Annotated in this window: 21 protein-coding genes, 1 tRNA gene and 1 other RNA gene; 22 read left to right on the forward strand and 1 reads right to left on the reverse strand. The window is 42.0% G+C overall.

Annotated elements, in window-relative coordinates; all coding sequences use genetic code 11:
* Nucleotides 1–81: 81 nt before the first annotated feature.
* From KUA57_RS08830 to KUA57_RS08890, 13 genes are all read left to right on the forward strand, one after another.
* Nucleotides 82–155, forward strand: a tRNA-Asn gene (locus tag KUA57_RS08830).
* A 378-nt stretch (nucleotides 156–533) separates the two neighbouring features.
* A complete protein-coding gene (comW, locus tag KUA57_RS08835) occupies nucleotides 534–770 on the forward strand; it encodes a sigma(X)-activator ComW (protein WP_004263931.1) in 237 nt (78 codons plus the stop codon).
* A gap of 230 nt (nucleotides 771–1,000) precedes the next feature.
* Nucleotides 1,001–2,287: an adenylosuccinate synthase gene (locus KUA57_RS08840; protein ID WP_001832534.1), complete on the forward strand. Its 1,287-nt coding sequence runs from the start codon at nucleotides 1,001–1,003 to the stop codon at nucleotides 2,285–2,287.
* 199 nt (nucleotides 2,288–2,486) lie between these two features.
* Nucleotides 2,487–2,954, forward strand: a complete 468-nt coding sequence (tadA, locus tag KUA57_RS08845) for a tRNA adenosine(34) deaminase TadA (RefSeq protein ID WP_061864891.1) — start codon at nucleotides 2,487–2,489, stop codon at nucleotides 2,952–2,954.
* Nucleotides 2,955–2,986: 32 nt separating this feature from the next.
* An RNA gene (gene ffs, locus KUA57_RS08850) (signal recognition particle sRNA small type) lies at nucleotides 2,987–3,084 on the forward strand.
* Nucleotides 3,085–3,140: 56 nt separating this feature from the next.
* Nucleotides 3,141–3,584 (forward strand): dUTP diphosphatase, encoded by a 444-nt coding sequence (locus KUA57_RS08855; protein WP_061864865.1) that lies wholly within the window; start codon nucleotides 3,141–3,143, stop codon nucleotides 3,582–3,584.
* On the forward strand, nucleotides 3,544–4,101 hold the full coding sequence (locus tag KUA57_RS08860) for a histidine phosphatase family protein (RefSeq protein ID WP_162927897.1): 558 nt from the start codon (nucleotides 3,544–3,546) through the stop codon (nucleotides 4,099–4,101). The genes KUA57_RS08855 and KUA57_RS08860 overlap by 41 nt, the downstream gene beginning before the upstream one ends.
* Nucleotides 4,102–4,114: 13 nt before the next feature.
* Nucleotides 4,115–5,476 carry a DNA repair protein RadA gene (gene radA / locus KUA57_RS08865; protein ID WP_080710032.1) on the forward strand — a complete coding sequence of 454 codons (1,362 nt, stop codon included), beginning with the start codon at nucleotides 4,115–4,117 and terminating at the stop codon, nucleotides 5,474–5,476.
* Between the two features lie 70 nt (nucleotides 5,477–5,546).
* Complete coding sequence (locus tag KUA57_RS08870) at nucleotides 5,547–6,242, forward strand: TIGR00266 family protein (RefSeq protein WP_000672726.1); 696 nt, start codon at nucleotides 5,547–5,549, stop codon at nucleotides 6,240–6,242.
* Nucleotides 6,243–6,400: 158 nt separating this feature from the next.
* Nucleotides 6,401–6,898 (forward strand): beta-class carbonic anhydrase, encoded by a 498-nt coding sequence (locus KUA57_RS08875; RefSeq protein ID WP_033679448.1) that lies wholly within the window; start codon nucleotides 6,401–6,403, stop codon nucleotides 6,896–6,898.
* A 24-nt stretch (nucleotides 6,899–6,922) separates the two neighbouring features.
* Complete coding sequence (locus tag KUA57_RS08880; RefSeq protein WP_218494102.1) at nucleotides 6,923–7,738, forward strand: PrsW family intramembrane metalloprotease; 816 nt, start codon at nucleotides 6,923–6,925, stop codon at nucleotides 7,736–7,738.
* A 145-nt stretch (nucleotides 7,739–7,883) separates the two neighbouring features.
* Nucleotides 7,884–8,852, forward strand: a complete 969-nt coding sequence (locus tag KUA57_RS08885; RefSeq protein WP_033682853.1) for a ribose-phosphate diphosphokinase — start codon at nucleotides 7,884–7,886, stop codon at nucleotides 8,850–8,852.
* Between the two features lie 117 nt (nucleotides 8,853–8,969).
* On the forward strand, nucleotides 8,970–9,407 hold the full coding sequence (locus KUA57_RS08890; protein WP_218494103.1) for a CoA-binding protein: 438 nt from the start codon (nucleotides 8,970–8,972) through the stop codon (nucleotides 9,405–9,407).
* Nucleotides 9,408–9,581: 174 nt separating this feature from the next.
* Here the strand turns inward: KUA57_RS08890 and KUA57_RS08895 are convergent, their stop codons facing one another.
* On the reverse strand, nucleotides 9,582–10,592 hold the full coding sequence (locus tag KUA57_RS08895) for a YeiH family protein (RefSeq protein ID WP_218494104.1): 1,011 nt from the start codon (nucleotides 10,590–10,592) through the stop codon (nucleotides 9,582–9,584).
* Nucleotides 10,593–10,740: 148 nt separating this feature from the next.
* On the opposite strand from KUA57_RS08895, the gene KUA57_RS08900 reads away from it, so the two are divergent.
* From KUA57_RS08900 to KUA57_RS09735, 9 genes are all read left to right on the forward strand, one after another.
* Nucleotides 10,741–11,910 (forward strand): pyridoxal phosphate-dependent aminotransferase, encoded by a 1,170-nt coding sequence (locus KUA57_RS08900; RefSeq protein WP_218494105.1) that lies wholly within the window; start codon nucleotides 10,741–10,743, stop codon nucleotides 11,908–11,910.
* A complete protein-coding gene (gene recO / locus KUA57_RS08905; RefSeq protein WP_061864858.1) occupies nucleotides 11,907–12,677 on the forward strand; it encodes a DNA repair protein RecO in 771 nt (256 codons plus the stop codon). Before KUA57_RS08900 ends, recO begins: the two co-directional genes overlap by 4 nt.
* The gene (gene plsX, locus KUA57_RS08910; RefSeq protein WP_049551062.1) at nucleotides 12,674–13,666 is read left to right on the forward strand and encodes a phosphate acyltransferase PlsX; all 993 of its coding nucleotides are present in this window, start codon (nucleotides 12,674–12,676) and stop codon (nucleotides 13,664–13,666) included. The genes recO and plsX overlap by 4 nt, the downstream gene beginning before the upstream one ends.
* A 17-nt stretch (nucleotides 13,667–13,683) precedes the next feature.
* Complete coding sequence (locus KUA57_RS08915; RefSeq protein WP_020902253.1) at nucleotides 13,684–13,920, forward strand: acyl carrier protein; 237 nt, start codon at nucleotides 13,684–13,686, stop codon at nucleotides 13,918–13,920.
* Between the two features lie 208 nt (nucleotides 13,921–14,128).
* Complete coding sequence (locus KUA57_RS09660) at nucleotides 14,129–14,317, forward strand: hypothetical protein (RefSeq protein WP_061864857.1); 189 nt, start codon at nucleotides 14,129–14,131, stop codon at nucleotides 14,315–14,317.
* A 355-nt stretch (nucleotides 14,318–14,672) separates the two neighbouring features.
* On the forward strand, nucleotides 14,673–16,826 hold the full coding sequence (comA, locus tag KUA57_RS08920; RefSeq protein WP_218494106.1) for a peptide cleavage/export ABC transporter ComA: 2,154 nt from the start codon (nucleotides 14,673–14,675) through the stop codon (nucleotides 16,824–16,826).
* 12 nt (nucleotides 16,827–16,838) lie between these two features.
* Nucleotides 16,839–18,188: a competence pheromone export protein ComB gene (gene comB, locus KUA57_RS08925; RefSeq protein WP_218494107.1), complete on the forward strand. Its 1,350-nt coding sequence runs from the start codon at nucleotides 16,839–16,841 to the stop codon at nucleotides 18,186–18,188.
* 170 nt (nucleotides 18,189–18,358) lie between these two features.
* On the forward strand, nucleotides 18,359–19,066 hold the full coding sequence (gene purC / locus KUA57_RS08930) for a phosphoribosylaminoimidazolesuccinocarboxamide synthase (protein ID WP_000043282.1): 708 nt from the start codon (nucleotides 18,359–18,361) through the stop codon (nucleotides 19,064–19,066).
* Between the two features lies 1 nt (nucleotide 19,067).
* The gene (locus KUA57_RS09735; RefSeq protein ID WP_120770879.1) at nucleotides 19,068–19,211 is read left to right on the forward strand and encodes a phosphoribosylaminoimidazolesuccinocarboxamide synthase; all 144 of its coding nucleotides are present in this window, start codon (nucleotides 19,068–19,070) and stop codon (nucleotides 19,209–19,211) included.
* Nucleotides 19,212–19,222 lie beyond the last annotated feature (11 nt).

Consider the following 19,222-nt stretch of genomic DNA (forward strand, 5'->3'; position numbering starts at 1 on the left):
CGAACACAGAAGTTAAGCCCTAGAACGCCGGAAGTAGTTGGGGGTTGCCCCCTGTGAGATATGGAAGTCGCTTAGCTTTAATCCGCCATAGCTCAGTTGGTAGTAGCGCATGACTGTTAATCATGATGTCGTAGGTTCGAGTCCTACTGGCGGAGTAGTTAGTAAAAAGAGGTTTAGCCTCTTTTTTTATATAATTAATAATCTATTTTGTGTTATTTGGTGTGAGATATTTTTGCTGAGTAAAGTTTCAGAGCCCTCCGTTTTGATCAAGGAGCTCTTTTTAGTACTTTAATTGAGGGTAGCGAAGAGGCTAAACGTGACGGACTGTAAATACGCTCCTTCGAGGGGTTCACATCCTTCCGCTTCCATTATCTTAATTTTTGAAATTTAGGTAGTAGATTTCTTCCTATTCTGTCAACTTTTCCTATTTGTTATCTTTTTGAGGTTAGTATATGAGCAATTCAGGATTTTATAATAACTGTTTATAATTTTCTGTTAGAATAAGGTCATAAAAAGAAAAGGAGTATATATTTATGCTACAAAGTATTTATGATCAGATGATGGATTTTTATAGAAATATTGAAGAAGAGTATGGTATGTTCTTCGGTGATAATTTTGATTGGGAACATGTTCATTTTAAGTTTTTGATTTATTATCTTGTCCGATATCGTGTTGTGAGTTATCGGGATTTTATTGTTTACCATTATCGTGTTGCTTATCGTTTGTATCTTGAAAAATTGATAATGAAACAAGGTTTTGTTGCTTGTTGAGACAGTATGAGTTAATTTCCGAACAAATTTACTTTTTTATAGAAATATAATAATAAATAGCTGGTTATTTTTCTAAATCATTTTTTAATAGTTGGAAATAGCAAATCTTTCTATTGTTTCTTCTTGATAAAAAGGCGATTTTTTCTTATAATAAATTGTAAGATATAATTGCAGGTGAGAGTCCTGCCATGTATGTGAGAAAGGAAGAGCCTGAGGGCTCAGACAAGATTATGACTTCAGTTGTTGTTGTAGGTACCCAATGGGGTGATGAAGGTAAAGGGAAGATTACAGACTTCCTTTCAGCGAATGCAGAAGTGATTGCACGTTACCAAGGTGGTGATAATGCAGGCCACACGATTGTTATTGATGGTAAGAAGTTTAAATTGCACTTGATTCCATCTGGAATTTTCTTCCCTGAAAAAATCTCTGTTATTGGAAACGGTATGGTTGTAAATCCTAAATCTCTTGTAAAAGAGTTGAGCTATCTTCATGAGGAAGGTGTGACAACTGATAACTTGCGTATTTCTGATCGTGCCCATGTCATTTTGCCTTACCATATCGAGTTAGACCGTTTGCAAGAAGAAGCTAAGGGGGACAATAAGATTGGGACTACAATCAAGGGAATTGGTCCAGCTTATATGGACAAGGCTGCTCGTGTTGGGATTCGTATCGCAGATCTTTTGGATAAAGATATTTTCCGTGAGCGTTTAGAACGTAACCTTGCTGAAAAGAATCGTCTTTTTGAAAAATTGTATGACAGTAAAGCGATTGCTTTCGATGATATTTTTGAAGAATATTACGAATATGGTCAACAAATCAAGAAGTATGTGACAGATACATCTGTCATTTTGAATGATGCACTTGATAACGGTAAACGTGTGCTTTTTGAAGGTGCACAAGGTGTTATGCTAGATATCGACCAAGGTACTTATCCATTTGTTACGTCATCAAACCCTGTAGCTGGTGGTGTGACAATTGGTTCTGGTGTTGGTCCAAGTAAGATTGACAAGGTTGTAGGTGTATGTAAAGCTTATACGAGTCGTGTAGGAGATGGTCCTTTCCCAACTGAGTTGTTTGATGAAGTGGGAGAACGTATCCGTGAAGTCGGTCATGAATATGGTACAACAACTGGTCGTCCACGTCGTGTGGGTTGGTTTGACTCAGTTGTGATGCGTCATAGTCGTCGTGTTTCTGGTATTACTAATCTTTCATTGAACTCTATCGATGTTTTGAGCGGTTTGGATACTGTGAAAATCTGTGTGGCCTATGATCTTGATGGTCAACGTATTGACTACTATCCAGCTAGTCTTGAGCAATTGAAGCGTTGCAAGCCTATCTATGAAGAGTTGCCAGGTTGGTCAGAAGATATTACCGGAGTTCGTAATTTGGAAGATCTTCCTGAGAATGCGCGTAACTATGTTCGTCGTGTGAGTGAATTGGTTGGCGTTCGTATTTCTACTTTCTCAGTAGGTCCTGGTCGTGAACAAACAAATATTTTAGAAAGTGTTTGGTCCTAAGAGATTTTTAAGATTTGTTTAAGATAGGTCGGGTATACTATAGACAGTTACAAGAAGACCTCCTAACTTGTTGTAACAAATATCCTAAACTTTTCTTTTTCATAATAATCTCCCTATAAAGTCACCGCATTCGGTGGCTTTTTTTGTCTTGGGATTCATGATATAATAATAAAATCGATAAGTAGGAAAAGGGAAATTGATGAATTATACAGTTGAAGAAAAAGAAGTCTTTATGAGAGAGGCATTGAAAGAGGCTGAGATTGCTCTTGAACACGATGAAATTCCAATTGGTTGTGTGATTGTCAAGGACGGAGAAATCATTGGCCGTGGGCATAATGCGCGTGAGGAACTGCAGCGAGCGGTTATGCATGCGGAGATTATGGCCATAGAGCATGCGAACCTGAGTGAGGAGAGTTGGCGCTTGCTGGATTGCACGCTTTTTGTGACCATTGAGCCTTGTGTCATGTGTAGTGGGGCAATTGGACTCGCCCGTATTCCCAACGTGGTCTATGGGGCTAAAAACCAGAAATTTGGCGCTGCTGGGAGTTTGTACGATATCTTGACAGATGAGCGTCTTAACCATCGTGTAGAGGTTGAAACGGGAATTTTGGAAGATGAATGCGCAGCTATTATGCAGGACTTCTTTAGAAATAGACGGAAAAAATAATTTTGCTTTTAAAATGAATAGGAATGTGATATAATAAATAGTGGAGCAACAGTTCTGCGTGAAGCGGGTCAGGGGAGGAATCCAGCAGCCCTAAGCGATTTGAATTGTGTGCTCTTTTTTTCGTGCTTTTTCCGAATAAATAAGATAGAATAATCTAGAGTAAATGATAATAGAAAAGAGAAAATGATGAAAATTCGTGGTTTTGAATTGGTTTCTAGTTTTACAGATGAAAATTTATTGCCCAAACGTGAGACAGCGCATGCGGCTGGTTACGACTTAAAGGTTGCTGTGCGTACAGTTATTGCGCCAGGAGAGATTGTATTGGTTCCGACAGGGGTTAAGGCTTATATGCAACCAACTGAGGTTCTCTATCTCTATGATCGCTCTTCAAACCCTCGTAAGAAGGGTTTGGTTTTGATTAATTCAGTTGGGGTCATTGATGGGGATTATTATGGAAATCCTGGGAATGAAGGGCATATTTTTGCGCAGATGAAGAATATCACAGACCAAGAGGTTGTTCTTGAAGTTGGAGAACGCGTTGTCCAGGCTGTCTTTGCTTCTTTCTTAATTGCAGATGGAGATGCAGCTGATGGTGTGCGGACTGGTGGTTTTGGGTCAACTGGACACTAAGATGAAGATTATCTTTTTACGTCACGGGGAGCCAGATTATTGTGAGTTAGAGGAACATTCTTATACGGGATTTGGGATAGATTTGGCACCCTTGTCTGAGAAGGGACGGCAACAAGCCCAGAAATTGAGCACCAATCCTTTACTCCCTTCAGCTGAAATAATCATATCTTCTTCAGTCACAAGAGCTTTAGAAACGGCTTTTTATGTGGTTTGTGCTACGGGACTTCCTTTGAGAGTGGAGCCATTATTACATGAATGGCAGGTCTATGAAAGTGGCACAGATAATTTTGAAAAAGCTCGTACTATGTTTCTAGAAAATAAGGGGGAGTTACTTCCTAATAGTCCTATTCAATATGAGACAGCTACGGAAATGAAGTCTCGTTTTCTAGAATGCATGGCTAAGTATCGAGATTACCAGACCGTGATAGTGGTAACTCACAACATGCTCATGCGCCAGTTTGTGCCAAATGAGAAGATTGATTTTTGCCAAGTGATTGAGTGTGAGTTAGAGATATAGAAAGAGGTTTATCATCGCAAAGAAAAAAGCGACATTTGTATGTCAAAATTGTGGGTATAATTCCCCTAAATATCTGGGACGATGCCCTAACTGTGGGTCTTGGTCTTCTTTTGTAGAAGAGGTTGAGGTTGCCGAGGTTAAGAATGCGCGTGTGTCTTTGACAGGTGAGAAAACCAAGCCCATGAAACTGGCTGAGGTGACTTCTATCAATGTCAATCGAACCAAGACAGAGATGGAGGAATTCAACCGTGTACTTGGAGGCGGAGTGGTACCGGGAAGTCTTGTTCTTATCGGTGGGGATCCTGGAATTGGGAAATCAACCCTTCTCCTACAAGTTTCAACCCAGCTATCTCAAGTGGGGACGGTTCTCTATGTCAGTGGGGAGGAGTCTGCCCAGCAGATTAAACTACGTGCAGAGCGTTTGGGTGATATTGATAGCGAGTTTTATCTCTATGCAGAGACCAATATGCAGAGTGTTCGAGCAGAGGTGGAGCGCATCCAACCAGATTTTCTCATTATCGACTCCATCCAGACCATTATGTCTCCTGAGATTTCAGGGGTACAGGGCTCTGTTTCTCAAGTGCGTGAAGTGACGGCTGAACTTATGCAGCTGGCCAAAACTAATAACATTGCCATCTTTATCGTAGGGCATGTGACCAAGGAAGGAACCTTGGCTGGGCCGAGAATGTTGGAGCATATGGTGGATACGGTGCTTTACTTTGAAGGGGAACGCCACCATACCTTCCGTATTCTGAGAGCGGTCAAAAATCGTTTTGGTTCCACTAATGAGATTGGGATTTTTGAGATGCAGTCGGGCGGTTTGGTTGAGGTACTCAATCCGAGTCAGGTTTTCCTAGAGGAGCGTTTGGATGGGGCGACTGGTTCCTCCATCGTTGTGACCATGGAAGGGACGCGTCCGATTTTGGCGGAAGTTCAGGCTTTGGTGACACCGACCATGTTTGGAAATGCTAAGCGTACGACGACAGGACTTGATTTTAATCGTGCTAGCTTGATTATGGCTGTTTTGGAAAAGCGGGCAGGTCTTCTCTTGCAAAATCAGGACGCCTATCTCAAATCTGCTGGCGGTGTCAAATTGGATGAACCTGCCATTGACTTGGCCGTTGCAGTTGCCATTGCTTCGAGCTACAAGGACAAGCCAACTAATCCTCAGGAATGTTTTGTGGGAGAACTGGGCTTGACAGGAGAAATTCGGCGCGTGAATCGTATCGAGCAACGCATCAATGAAGCTGCTAAACTGGGCTTTACTAAGATTTATGTACCTAAGAATTCCTTGACAGGAATCACTCCGCCCAAGGAAATTCAGGTCATTGGGGTGACAACGATTCAGGAAGTTTTAAAAAAGGTATTCTCCTAATAGTTATGGTCAGCTTTAGATGACTAATTATTTTATTGCTAACATTTATTAAAACAAGGAGGAATTTCTTATGAAATTTTCTATGGACAGTCATATGCAATTTCCTTTGGTAGAGTTGTCACTCAATCAAGGAGAAACCGTCTATATCCAGCGAGGTAGTATGGTTTACCACACGCCTAACGTAAGTCTCAATACCCAGCTCAATGCTAGCGGTTCAGGTTTGGGACGTTTTGTTAAAGCTGTAGGACGTTCAATGGTTTCTGGTGAAAGCACCTTCATTACTCAAGCTGTAGCAGAGTCTGATAACGGGAACCTTGCTCTAGCACCAGATACTCCTGGGCAAGTAATTGCTCTTGAACTAGGTGAAAAACAATATCGACTGAATGATGGGGCTTTTCTAGCTCTTGATGGTACAGCTTCCTATACTATGGAGAGTCAGTCTATTGGTAAAGCTCTGTTCGGAGGGCAAGGCGGTCTCTTTGTGATGACTACCCAAGGCCAGGGAACTCTCTTGGCCAATGCTTTTGGCTCTATCAAGAAAATTGAGCTACAAAACCAAGAAATAACCATTGACAATGCTCATGTGGTGGCTTGGAGTCAATCTTTGGACTATAATATCCACTTAGAAAATAGCTTCTGGCAGTCTATTGGTACAGGCGAAGGAGTGGTGAATACCTTCCGAGGAACTGGTGAGGTCTACGTACAAAGTCTCAATCTTCAGAGCTTTGCAGGATCGCTCAATAAGTATATCCAAAAAGGTTCATAAAATAAAACTAGGACAGAAGCCCAAGCTAGAAGCTGGATGTCTCTGTCCCAGTTTTTTTATATGAAGGTTGACAACTGACAAGACAAAGAAAAGATGGTAAGATAGGATATAAATAATTTGGTGTTCAAATTATCTGATAGACTAGAAAGTGAGTTGTTATGTCCTATTTTGAAAATTTTTTAAAAGCCAATCAAGCCTATGTAGAACTGCATGGAGATCTTCATTTATCAATCAAACCAAAGACCAAGGTTGCAATCGTAACTTGTATGGACTCGCGTTTACACGTTGCGCCAGCTCTTGGGTTGGCTCTGGGAGATGCTCATATTTTGCGGAATGCTGGAGGGCGAGTGACAGATGATATGATTCGCTCGCTTGTGATTTCCCAGCAACAAATGGGGACAAGGGAAATTGTGGTGCTCCATCATACAGACTGTGGTGCACAGACATTTGAAAATGGTCCTTTTCAGGAGTATTTGAAAAAAGAACTAGGAGTGGATGTTTCTGACAAGGACTTTTTGCCTTTTCAAGACATTGATGAAAGTGTTCGTGAGGATATGAGATTGCTACAGGAAACTCCTCTAATCCCAGATGATGTTGTTATTTCAGGTGCGGTTTACGATGTGGATACAGGAAGGATGACAGTCGTAGAATTATAAATACTTCATTTAGAAAGAAAGTGTATGAAGAAAAACAGTATTTTATTTATTTTTATTTTATTGCTATGTATTGGTTTGCAGTATGAAACTATCTACTATACGGATGGTTCGATGTCAGGTGCGGAATATGGACTCATGGGAGCCTCTATCTTTCTAGCTCTCCTTTACATGATTCCGGCTCTTTATTTCCTTTTCCGTATTGGGAAAAAATGGGAATCGCCAAAGAAGGCCTTGATCTTGTCTTTATTGGGTGGGATGTTCCTTGCAGGCTGGTTGTCTAGCTTTGCTAATACCTATATCCATGATTTATTGGAGGTTCTTTTCCCAGATAGTGCATTTTTAAATGCCTTTGAAAGTGCGATTGTGGCTCCTTTGGTAGAAGAACCCTTGAAATTGTTGCCACTTGTCTTTGTTTTAGCTTTGATTCCTGTGCGAAAATTAAAATCTTTGTTTTTACTTGGGATTGCTTCTGGTTTGGGATTCCAAATGATTGAGGATATTGGCTATATTCGTACGGATTTGCCAGAGGGATTTGACTTTACTATTTCGCGAATTTTAGAGCGTATCATCTCAGGAATTGCCTCTCACTGGACTTTTTCAGGTCTAGCTGTAGTAGGTGTTTACTTGCTTTACAGAGCCTATAAAGGACAGAAGGTTGGCAAGAAACAGGGGTTCATTTTCCTAGTTTTAGCCTTGGGAACTCACTTCTTGTTTAATTCTCCTTTTGTAGAGTTGGAGACAGAGTTACCCTTAGCGATTCCAGTGGTTACGGCTATTACTCTCTATGGTTTTTATCATGCTTATCGTTTTGTTGAGAAGCACAATGAGTTGATGAACTAGAATATTTTTTAAAAGAATGATGCAAGGGTACAAATATGGTGCCCTTCTTTTATTTTTGATTGAAAAATAGTGCAAAAAGCGCTACAATGGTAAATGGAAAAATCTTGTGAAAAGCACAAGCGATACATATATACCGGAGGAAATCATGTCTTTTTCTGATTTAAAGCTGTTTGCCCTTTCTTCTAATCAAGAATTGGCAAAACGTGTGGCGCAGGAGATTGGGATAGAGTTGGGGAAATCAAGTGTTCGCCAATTTTCAGATGGAGAGATTCAGGTTAACATTGAAGAATCAATCCGTGGGAAACACGTCTTTATCCTACAATCAACTAGTTCGCCTGTAAATGACAATCTGCTTGAAATTTTGATTATGGTGGATGCTTTGAAGCGTGCGAGTGCAGAATCTGTCAATGTTGTCATGCCTTACTATGGGTATGCACGTCAGGATAGAAAGGCGAGAGCGCGTGAGCCAATCACATCAAAACTTGTCGCAAATATGCTTGAAGTAGCTGGAGTGGATCGTTTATTGACCATCGACTTGCATGCTGCGCAGATTCAAGGATTCTTTGATATTCCTGTGGATCATTTGATGGGAGCTCCTCTGATTGCGGATTATTTTGAGCGTCGTGGCATGGTTGGTTCTGACTATGTGGTTGTCAGCCCAGACCATGGAGGAGTGACTCGTGCTCGTAAGTTGGCTGAGTTTTTGAAAACATCTATCGCTATCATCGACAAACGTCGCAGTGTTGATAAGATGAATACCAGTGAAGTCATGAACATCATCGGTAAGGTCGAAGGCAAGACTTGTATCTTGATTGATGATATGATTGATACTGCTGGAACGATTTGTCATGCGGCAGATGCTCTTGCAGAAGCTGGTGCTGTTGAAGTATATGCAAGCTGTACGCACCCAGTTCTTTCTGGTCCTGCTATGGACAATATCCAAAAATCAGCTATTAAGAAATTGGTTGTTTTGGATACCATCTATCTGCCAGAAGAGCGTTTGATTGATAAGATTGAGCAGATTTCAATCGCTCATCTCCTAGGGGATGCTATCGTACGTATCCATGAAAAACGCCCACTTTCTCCACTTTTCAGTATTGAGAAAAAGATTTAAGTTTTCGCTTAGAATAAAACATACTCCTAGCAGAAGTGAACTGCTAGGAGATTTTTTGTAGCCAAAACCTGCAAGCCTTTTCAAATTGTGCTATACTGATGAAAAAGGAGGATTTCTATGAGTCAAGAATTTATCAATCCAAGTGATGGCGTGATTCGTCAGTATCTCGCAACGAGTAAAACCCTTGCTGTGGTGGGCTTGTCAGACCGTGAGGAAACAACGAGCAATCGAGTGACCAAGGAAATGCAGGTTCGGGGTTATAAAATCATCCCAGTCAATCCCAAGGCGGCAGGTGGTGAAATTTTGGGTGAAAAGGCTTATGCTAGCCTAGCAGAGATTCCTTTTCCTGTAGATATTGTTAATGTTTACCGTCGCAGTGAGTTTTTGCCAGATGTGGCGTGTGATTTTCTCAAGGCTGATGCCAAGATTTTTTGGGCACAGCTAGGACTTGAAAATCTAGAGGCGGAAGAAATCTTGCGTGCTGGTGGATGCGATGACATCGTGATGAATCGTTGCATCAAGAGAGAACATACACGCTTGATTGAGGAAGTATAAGAAAAAGGTAGCTGGTGGGCTACCTTTTGTGTTATACTCAATGAAAATCAAAGAGCAAACTAGCCGCAGGCTGCTCAAAACACTGTTTTGAGGTTGCAGATAGAACTGACGAAGTCAGTCACATATATACGGCAAGGCGACGTTGACGTGGTTTGAAGAGATTTTCGAAGAGTATTAGAAAATGCCGATAAGGGTCTGCATACCAAGACTAGTGAGGATAATGGCAATCCAGCAGATGGCTCCGAGAACAATGGATTTTCCGCTGGATTTGACCATAGCGACCAGATTAGTTTTGAGACCGATAGCACTCATGGCCATGATAATGAGGAATTTGGAAAGTTGTTTGAGAGGGGTAAAGAAACTGCTGGACACACCAAGAGAGGTCAGGAGGGTAGTTAGGAGAGATGCAAGGATAAAGTAAAGGATAAACAGTGGGAAGACTTTTTTCAGTTGTAAGCCTTGCTTATTTTTTTGTTCACGACTTTGCCAGTAGGAGAGAAAGAGAGTGATGGGGATGATAGCCAGAGTACGTGTGAGTTTGACAATGGTTGCGGATTCGAGGGTATTAGTCTGGTAGAGACTGTCCCAGGCGCTGGCTGTGGCGGTTACAGAGGAAGTATCATTGACCGCAGTTCCTGCAAAGAGGGCGAAGCCTTCATTGGATAGATGAAGCCAGGTGCCGAGAGTTGGAAAGATGAGCGCAGCCAAGACATTGAAGAAAAAGATAACGGAGATGGCTTGGGCTACTTCCTTTTCCTTGGCATGTATAACGGGCGCTGTTGCCGCAATGGCAGAGCCCCCACAGATAGAAGAACCCACTCCAATCAAGGTAGCCAGTTTTGTGTCCAGTGCAAAGAAGCGCTGGAAGAGATAGGCAACAATCAAGGCTATTGAGATGGTGGACAGAATGACAGGGAGTGAAGATTGCCCAACTGCGAAGACTTGCGAGATATTGAGACCAAAACCAAGCAAGATAACAGCATACTGGAGCAATTTCTTGGAACTAAAGGTCAATCCAGCATCTAGTTGTTTATAAGACGAGAGAAAGGGATGGAGAAGCATGCCTATGAAAATTGCAAAGACAGGCGCGCCAATAACAGGGAAGAACCCTCCTAAGTACCAAGATACGATGGAAATGAGAAGGCAGGCCAAGATGCCTGCTCCATTTTTTGATAGAAATGACATAAAAACCTCCAAATAGAATCTGTTACCATTATAGACCTGTAAAGAGGAAAAGTAAAATAGAAAGTGGAAAGCTATTCTCTAATGTATTTTTGCGGTCGAGGGGCTTTTGTAGTATAATAGAGATACGTTTTGAAAGTAGGAGGTATCTATGGACTTAACTAAGCGCTTTAATAAACAGTTAGATAAGATTCAAGTTTCGTTGATTCGTCAGTTTGACCAGGCTATTTCGGAGATTCCTGGGGTCTTGCGTTTGACCTTGGGGGAACCTGATTTTACAACGCCAGATCATGTCAAGGAGGCGGCCAAGCGAGCGATTGATCAGAACCAATCCTACTATACAGGGATGAGTGGTCTGCTGACTCTACGTCAGGCGGCCAGTGACTTTGTTAAGGAAAAGTACCAACTGGACTATGCTCCTGAAAATGAAATCTTGGTTACAATTGGGGCGACAGAGGCTTTATCTGCTACTTTGACAGCTATTTTGGAAGAGGGAGACAAGGTGCTCTTGCCAGCTCCTGCTTATCCGGGTTATGAGCCAATTGTCAATCTAGTTGGGGCAGAGATTGTTGAGATTGACACAACTGAAAATGGGTTTGTCTTGACTCCTGAGATGTTGGAGAAGGCCATTTTGGAGCAAGGTGATAATCTCAAGGCGGTTATTCTCAACTATCCAGCTAATCCGACAGGAATTACCTATAGTCGGGAGCAGTTGGAAGCCTTGGCAGCTGTTTTACGCAAGTACGAAATTTTCGTTGTCTGTGATGAGGTTTACTCAGAATTGACCTACACAGGGGAAGCCCATGTATCTCTAGGAACTATGTTGAGAGACCAGGCTATTATTATCAATGGTTTGTCTAAATCGCATGCCATGACAGGTTGGCGTTTGGGACTGATTTTCGCTCCTGCAGCCTTTACAGCTCAGTTGATTAAGAGTCACCAGTACTTGGTTACTGCCGCAAATACTATGGCTCAACATGCTGCGGTGGAAGCCTTGACGGCTGGTAAAAACGATGCGGAACCTATGAAGAAGGAATACATCCAGCGTCGGGACTATATTATCGAGAAAATGACTGCTCTTGGTTTTGAGATTATCAAACCAGACGGTGCCTTCTATATCTTTGCTAAGATTCCAGCGGGCTACAATCAAGACTCCTTTGCTTTTTTGAAGGATTTTGCTCAGAAGAAGGCTGTTGCCTTTATCCCTGGTGCTGCCTTTGGGCGTTACGGGGAAGGTTATGTGCGTCTGTCTTATGCGGCTAGCATGGAGACTATCACAGAAGCCATGAAACGGCTTGAGGAGTATATGAGAGAAGCATGATTCAGTCTATCACGAGTCAAGGCTTGGTGCTCTACAATCGCAATTTTCGGGAGGATGACAAGCTAGTCAAGATTTTTACAGAGCAGGCTGGCAAGCGCATGTTTTTCGTCAAACACGCTGGCCAGTCTAAGCTGGCGCCGGTTATTCAGCCCTTGGTGCTGGCACGATTTCTCTTGCGAATCAATGATGATGGGCTCAGTTACATTGAGGACTATCATGAGGTGATGACCTTTCCCAAGATTAATAGTGATCTCTTTGTCATGGCCTATGCGACCTACGTGGCAGCTCTTGCAGATGCTAGTTTGCAGGATAATCAGCAGGATGCTCCCTTATTTGCTTTTTTGCAAAAGACTTTGGAGTTGATGGAAGAGGGCTTGGATTATCAAGTTTTGACCAATATTTTTGAAATTCAAATCTTGACTCGATTTGGGATCAGCCTCAATTTTAATGAGTGTGTCTTTTGCCATCGAGTTGCTCAGGCTTTTGACTTTTCTTTCAAATATGGAGCCTGCCTCTGTCCAGAGCATTATCATGAGGATGAGAGGCGTTGCCATCTCAATCCCAATATCCCTTATCTGCTCAATCAATTTCAAGCCATTGATTTTGAGACTTTGGAGACCATTTCGCTCAAGCCTGAAATCAAGCAAGAACTACGCCAATTTATGGATCAACTCTACGAAGAGTACGTTGGGATTCACCTAAAATCAAAGAAATTTATTGATTCCCTAGCAGACTGGGGACAATTACTAAAAGAGGAAAAGAAATGAAAAAAATCGCAGTAGATGCCATGGGAGGCGATTACGCACCTCAGGCCATCGTTGAGGGTGTCAATCAAGCCCTAGCTGACTTTTCAGATATTGAGGTTCAACTCTACGGAGATGAAGCTAAAATCAAGCAATATCTGACAGCGACAGAGCGCGTCAGCATTATCCATACGGATGAGAAGATTGATTCAGACGATGAACCTACGAGAGCAATTCGGAAGAAGAAAAATGCCAGTATGGTCTTGGCGGCCAAGGCTGTCAAAGAGGGTGAAGCAGATGCTGTACTCTCGGCTGGGAATACAGGTGCTTTACTAGCAGCAGGATTCTTTATCGTAGGTCGTATCAAGAACATCGATCGACCAGGGCTTATGTCGACTTTGCCGACTGTAGATGGGAAGGGGTTTGACATGTTAGACCTTGGTGCTAATGCAGAAAATACAGCCCAGCACCTCCATCAATATGCGGTTCTAGGTTCTTTCTATGCTAAAAATGTCCGTGGCATTGCGCAACCACGTGTTGGCTTACTTAACAATGGAACAGAGAGTAGCAAGGGTGACCCGCTTCGTAAGGAAACCTACGAATTACTAGCAGCTGATGAAAGTTTGAATTTTATCGGAAACGTGGAAGCGCGTGATTTGATGAATGGCGTTGCAGATGTTGTTGTGGCAGATGGTTTCACGGGAAACGCTGTGCTCAAATCCATCGAAGGGACAGCCATGGGAATCATGGGCTTGCTCAAGACCGCTATTACAGATGGTGGTCTTCGAGCGAAACTAGGCGCACTCCTTCTCAAGGATAGCCTTAGAGGTTTGAAAAAACAGCTCAACTACTCAGATGTTGGTGGAGCAGTCTTGTTTGGTGTCAAGGCACCGGTTGTCAAGACTCATGGCTCAAGCGATGCCAAGGCTGTGTATAGTACAATCCGCCAGATTCGTACCATGCTAGAAACAGACGTAGTTGCCCAGACTGCGCGCGAATTTTCAGGAGAATAAACAGGAGAATAAAAGAGATGACAGAAAAAGAAATTTTTGACCGTATTGTGACCATTATCCAAGAGCGACAGGGAGAGGACTTTGTCGTGACAGAATCCTTGAGTCTGAAAGACGATTTGGATGCGGACTCAGTTGACTTGATGGAGTTTATCTTGACGCTGGAAGATGAATTTAGTATCGAAATCAGTGATGAAGAAATTGACCAACTGCAAAGTGTAGGAGATGTGGTAGAAGTCGTCAAAAGTAAAGAATAGTAAGAAGCAAGATAAGAGGAGCTGCATGTTGCTGAGAATGTAAATCAACATCCTATTTGACAATTTAATCTTTATAAATATATATTTTAGGCAGGGCGCTTGTTCTGCCTATTTTTTGCCAAGAAAGTGCAATTGAGGTATTTATTTGGAGTTTTACATGTATTTTTGATAAAATAGGCGTAGAAATTAGGAAAGTTGAAGAAAAGAAATGAAGAAGGTTTTAGGATATTTTTTAGTATTTGTTTTTCTATTTTTGATGAATATTTTCATCTTTAAGATACTAGCAACCCTGGGATTTCAGCTGACAATGAGTGAAAAGAGTTATATTGTACCACCGCTGTTTTCGATTATCGTTTTATATATGATTGACAAAAGAATTAGGAATAAAAAGAAATGAATATATATTTTAGGTAGGACGTTTGTTCTGCCTATTTTTTATCCAAAAAGTGCAGTTGGGAGGGAGATAGGCGCATTTGGGGAGGAAGTCCAGTTTTTGTTTGGTGATTGGGATAAGATAGTTGTTATCAGATGAGTTTATACTCTTCGAAAATCAAATTCAAACCACGTCAACGTTGCCTTGCCGTAGGTATGGTTACTGACTTCGTCAGTTCTATCCACAACCTCAAAACAGTGTTTTGAGCTGACTTCGTCAGTCTTATCTACAACCTCAAAACAGTGTTTTGAGCAACCTGCGGCTAGTTTCCTAGTTTGCTCTTTGATTTTCATTGAGTATTAGGAAAAAGGAGATGAATATGAAATTTTGTAAACGTCACTATCGTCCGCAAGTGGATCAGATGGACTGCGGTGTAGCTTCATTAGCCATGGTTTTTGGCTACTATGGTAGCTATTATTCTTTGGCTCACTTGCGAGAATTGGCCAAGACAACCATGGATGGGACAACGGCTTTGGGCTTGGTCAAGGTGGCAGAGGAGATTGGCTTTGAGACGCGAGCAATTAAGGCGGATATGACGCTCTTTGACTTGCCAGATTTGACCTTTCCTTTTGTTGCTCATGTGCTTAAGGAAGGAAAATTACTCCACTACTATGTGGTGACTGGGCAGGATAAGGATAGCATTCATATTGCCGATCCAGATCCTGGGGTGAAATTGACCAAACTGCCACGTGAGCGTTTTGCGGAAGAATGGACAGGAGTGACTCTGTTTATGGCACCTAGTCCAGACTACAAGCCTCATAAGGATCAAAAGAATGGTCTGCTCTCTTTTATCCCTATATTAGTGAAGCAGCGTGGCTTGATTGCTAATATCGTTTTGGCGACGCTCTTGGTAACCGTGATTAATATTGTGGGTTCTTATTATCTGCAGTCTATCATTGATACCTATGTGCCAGATCAGATGCGTTCGACGTTGGGGATTATTTCTATTGGGCTGGTGATTGTTTATATTCTTCAGCAGATCTTGTCTTACGCTCAGGAGTATCTCTTACTTGTTTTGGGGCAACGCTTATCGATTGATGTGATTTTGTCCTATATCAAGCATGTTTTTCACCTGCCTATGTCCTTTTTTGCGACACGCAGGACAGGGGAAATCGTGTCTCGTTTTACAGATGCCAACAGTATCATTGATGCGCTGGCTTCGACCATTCTTTCGATTTTCCTAGATGTGTCAACGGTTGTCATTATTTCCCTTGTTTTATTTTCACAAAATACCAATCTCTTTTTCATGACCTTATTGGCACTTCCTATCTATACAGTGATTATCTTTGCCTTTATGAAGCCGTTTGAAAAGATGAATCGGGATACCATGGAAGCCAATGCGGTTCTGTCTTCTTCTATCATTGAGGACATCAATGGTATTGAAACTATCAAGTCCTTGACCAGTGAAAGTCAGCGTTACCAAAAGATTGACAAGGAATTTGTGGATTATCTGAAAAAATCCTTTACCTATAGTCGGGCAGAGAGTCAGCAAAAAGCTCTGAAAAAAGTTGCCCATCTCTTGCTCAATGTCGGCATTCTCTGGATGGGGGCTGTTCTGGTCATGGATGGCAAGATGAGTTTGGGGCAGTTGATTACCTATAATACCTTGCTAGTTTACTTTACAAATCCTTTGGAAAATATCATCAATCTGCAAACTAAGCTTCAGACAGCGCAGGTCGCCAATAACCGTCTAAATGAAGTGTATTTGGTAGCCTCGGAGTTTGAGGAGAAGAAAACAGTTGAGGATTTGAGCTTGATGAAGGGAGAGATGACTTTCAAGCAGGTTTACTATAAGTATGGCTATGGTCGAGATGTTTTGTCGGATATCAATTTGACTATTCCTCAGGGTTCTAAGGTGGCTTTTGTGGGGATTTCAGGATCAGGTAAGACGACCTTGGCCAAAATGATGGTTAATTTTTACGACCCAAGTCAGGGAGAGATTAGTCTGGGTGGTGTCAATCTCAATCAGATTGATAAAAAGGCTCTGCGCCAGTATATTAATTATCTGCCTCAACAGCCTTATGTCTTTAACGGAACGATTTTGGACAATCTTCTCCTTGGAGCCAAGGAGGGAACGACACAGGAAGATATCTTACGGGCGGTCGAATTGGCAGAGATTCGGGAGGACATTGAGCGCATGCCACTAAATTACCAGACGGAATTGACTTCGGATGGGGCAGGAATCTCAGGTGGTCAACGTCAGAGAATTGCTCTGGCGCGTGCTCTCTTGACAGATGCGCCTGTCTTGATTTTGGATGAGGCGACCAGCAGTTTGGATATTCTGACAGAGAAGCGGATTGTAGATAATCTTATGGCTTTAGACAAGACCTTGATTTTCATCGCCCACCGCTTGACCATTGCTGAGCGGACAGAGAAGGTGGTTGTTTTGGATCAGGGCAAGATTGTTGAAGAAGGAAAGCATGCTGATTTGCTTGCACAGGGTGGATTTTACGCCCATTTGGTCAATAGCTAGAAAGAGGAGAGGATGAAACCAGAATTTTTAGAAAGTGCGGAGTTTTATAATCGTCGTTACCATAATTTTTCCAGTCGGGTGATTGTCCCCATGTCGCTTTTGCTCGTGTTTTTGCTTGGCTTTGCAACATTTGCAGAGAAGGAGATGAGTTTGTCTACTAGAGCTACTGTCGAGCCTAGTCGTATCCTGGCAAATATCCAGTCAACTAGCAACAATCGCATTCTTGTTAATCATTTGGAAGAAAATAAGCTGGTAAAAAAGGGAGAACTGTTGGTTCAATATCAGGAAGGGGCAGAGGGTGTCCAAGCGGAGGCCTATGCTAGTCAGTTGGACATGCTCAAGGATCAAAAAAAGCAATTGGAGTATTTGCAAAAGAGTCTGCAAGAAGGGGAGAACCACTTTCCAGAGGAGGATAAATTTGGCTACCAAGCCACCTTTCGCGACTACCTCAGCCAAGTGGCTAGTCTTAGGGCTAGTACATCGCAACAAAATGAGACCATCGCGTCCCAGAATGCAGCAGCTAGTCAAACCCAAGCTAAAATCGGCAACCTCATCAGCCAAACAGAGGCTAAAATTCGCGATTACCAGACAGCTAAGTCAGCTATTGAAACAGGTGCTTCCTTGGCCAGTCAGAATCTAGCCTACTCTCTCTACCAGTCCTATAAGTCTCAAGGTGAGGAAAATCCGCAATCTAAGGCACAAGCAGTTGCGCAAGTTGAAGCACAGCTTTCTCAGTTAGAATCTAGTCTTGCTACTTACCGTATCCAGTATGCAGGTTCGGGTGCCCAACAAGCCTATGCATCAGGCTTAAGTAGTCAATTGGAGTCTCTCAAATCCCAACACTTGGCAAAGGTTGGTCAGGAATCGACCCTTCTAGACCAGAAAATCTTGGAGGCAGAGTCAGGTAAGAAGGTACAGGGAAATCTTTTAGATAAGGGGAAAATTACGGCGAGTGAGGATGGGGTGCTTCATCTTAATTCTGAGACCAGTGATTCTACCATGGTAGCAGAGGGGACTCTACTAGCCCAACTCTATCCGTCCTTGGAAAAAGAAGGGAAAGCCAAACTAACAGCTTATCTTAGTTCAAAGGATGTAGCAAGGATCAATATCGGTGATTCTATTCGCTATACTACGACTCATGATGCCAAGAATCAACTTTTCCTAGATTCTACTATTACCAGCATCGATGCTACAGCTACCAAGACTGAAAAAGGGAATTTCTTTAAAATTGAGGCGGAGACTAATCTAACTTCTGAGCAGGCTGAAAAACTTCGATATGGGGTGGAAGGTCGCCTGCAGATGATTACGGGCAAGAAAAGTTATCTACGTTATTATTTGGATCAATTTTTGAACAAAGAGTAATGTTCGTGTTCTTAGAGTTAAATGATTTTTAAACTGTGAGAAAGATTCTTCTTGCAGTTTTTTTCTTTATGATTTCCGCCACACAATTATTATTTATTCGGTTAAATTCTTGTAATTTTAGGTTTTTTATGGTAGAATGTGCTCAAGTAATACGAAAGGCGAACTTTAAAATGTCAAAACAATTGATCTATTCGGGAAAAGCTAAAGATATCTATACAACTGAGGATGAAAATCTTATTATTTCAACTTATAAGGACCAAGCGACTGCTTTCAATGGTGTTAAGAAGGAGCAGATTGCTGGTAAGGGAGTGTTGAATAATCAGATTTCATCTTTTATTTTTGAGAAATTAAATGCGGCTGGTGTGGCGACTCACTTTGTGGAGAAACTTTCAGATACAGAACAACTCAATAAAAAGGTTGAGATTATTCCTCTCGAGGTTGTGCTTCGCAACTACACGGCTGGTTCCTTTTCAAAACGTTTTGGCGTAGACGAAGGTATTGCATTTGAAACTCCGATTGTCGAATTTTACTATAAAAATGATGATTTGGATGATCCATTTATCAATGACGAGCATGTGAAATTCCTACAGATTGCGGATGACCAGCAGATTGCCTACTTGAAGGAAGAAACGCGTCGTATTAATGAACTTTTGAAAGGCTGGTTTGCTGAGATTGGGCTTAAGTTGATTGACTTTAAGCTAGAGTTCGGTTTTGATAAGGATGGCAAAATCATCTTGGCAGACGAATTTTCACCAGATAACTGCCGTTTGTGGGATGCGGATGGCAATCACATGGACAAGGATGTTTTCCGTAGAGGATTGGGAGAGCTAACAGACGTTTATGAAGTTGTCTGGGAGAAGTTGCAAGGTTTGAAATAATCTGTTTGCAACGGAAAACCTTCGTCTCTCAACTAAAAGGACTCAGGCTGAAAAGGTCCCACAGACCTTTTCACTCCGTAGGGGATTGGGAGAACTAACAGACGTTTACGAAGTTGTTTGGGAGAAGTTGCAGGGGTTGAAATAACAACCTCAAAG

Origin of the sequence: Streptococcus vulneris, from assembly GCF_019218685.1 — a bacterium.
GTDB classification, from domain to species: domain Bacteria; phylum Bacillota; class Bacilli; order Lactobacillales; family Streptococcaceae; genus Streptococcus; species Streptococcus vulneris.

What these genes read in the sequence shown, in the direction of transcription:
- comW (WP_004263931.1), top strand. Translation starts at nt 534, where the DNA reads ATGCTACAAAGTATTTATGATCAGATGATGGATTTTTATAGAAATATT.
- KUA57_RS08840 (WP_001832534.1), top strand. Translation starts at nt 1,001, where the DNA reads ATGACTTCAGTTGTTGTTGTAGGTACCCAATGGGGTGATGAAGGTAAA.
- tadA (WP_061864891.1), top strand. Translation starts at nt 2,487, where the DNA reads ATGAATTATACAGTTGAAGAAAAAGAAGTCTTTATGAGAGAGGCATTG.
- KUA57_RS08855 (WP_061864865.1), top strand. Translation starts at nt 3,141, where the DNA reads ATGAAAATTCGTGGTTTTGAATTGGTTTCTAGTTTTACAGATGAAAAT.
- KUA57_RS08860 (WP_162927897.1), top strand. Translation starts at nt 3,544, where the DNA reads ATGGTGTGCGGACTGGTGGTTTTGGGTCAACTGGACACTAAGATGAAG.
- KUA57_RS08870 (WP_000672726.1), top strand. Translation starts at nt 5,547, where the DNA reads ATGAAATTTTCTATGGACAGTCATATGCAATTTCCTTTGGTAGAGTTG.
- KUA57_RS08875 (WP_033679448.1), top strand. Translation starts at nt 6,401, where the DNA reads ATGTCCTATTTTGAAAATTTTTTAAAAGCCAATCAAGCCTATGTAGAA.
- KUA57_RS08880 (WP_218494102.1), top strand. Translation starts at nt 6,923, where the DNA reads ATGAAGAAAAACAGTATTTTATTTATTTTTATTTTATTGCTATGTATT.
- KUA57_RS08885 (WP_033682853.1), top strand. Translation starts at nt 7,884, where the DNA reads ATGTCTTTTTCTGATTTAAAGCTGTTTGCCCTTTCTTCTAATCAAGAA.
- KUA57_RS08890 (WP_218494103.1), top strand. Translation starts at nt 8,970, where the DNA reads ATGAGTCAAGAATTTATCAATCCAAGTGATGGCGTGATTCGTCAGTAT.
- KUA57_RS08895 (WP_218494104.1), bottom strand. Translation starts at nt 10,592, where the DNA reads ATGTCATTTCTATCAAAAAATGGAGCAGGCATCTTGGCCTGCCTTCTC.
- KUA57_RS08900 (WP_218494105.1), top strand. Translation starts at nt 10,741, where the DNA reads ATGGACTTAACTAAGCGCTTTAATAAACAGTTAGATAAGATTCAAGTT.
- recO (WP_061864858.1), top strand. Translation starts at nt 11,907, where the DNA reads ATGATTCAGTCTATCACGAGTCAAGGCTTGGTGCTCTACAATCGCAAT.
- plsX (WP_049551062.1), top strand. Translation starts at nt 12,674, where the DNA reads ATGAAAAAAATCGCAGTAGATGCCATGGGAGGCGATTACGCACCTCAG.
- KUA57_RS08915 (WP_020902253.1), top strand. Translation starts at nt 13,684, where the DNA reads ATGACAGAAAAAGAAATTTTTGACCGTATTGTGACCATTATCCAAGAG.
- KUA57_RS09660 (WP_061864857.1), top strand. Translation starts at nt 14,129, where the DNA reads ATGAAGAAGGTTTTAGGATATTTTTTAGTATTTGTTTTTCTATTTTTG.
- comA (WP_218494106.1), top strand. Translation starts at nt 14,673, where the DNA reads ATGAAATTTTGTAAACGTCACTATCGTCCGCAAGTGGATCAGATGGAC.
- comB (WP_218494107.1), top strand. Translation starts at nt 16,839, where the DNA reads ATGAAACCAGAATTTTTAGAAAGTGCGGAGTTTTATAATCGTCGTTAC.
- purC (WP_000043282.1), top strand. Translation starts at nt 18,359, where the DNA reads ATGTCAAAACAATTGATCTATTCGGGAAAAGCTAAAGATATCTATACA.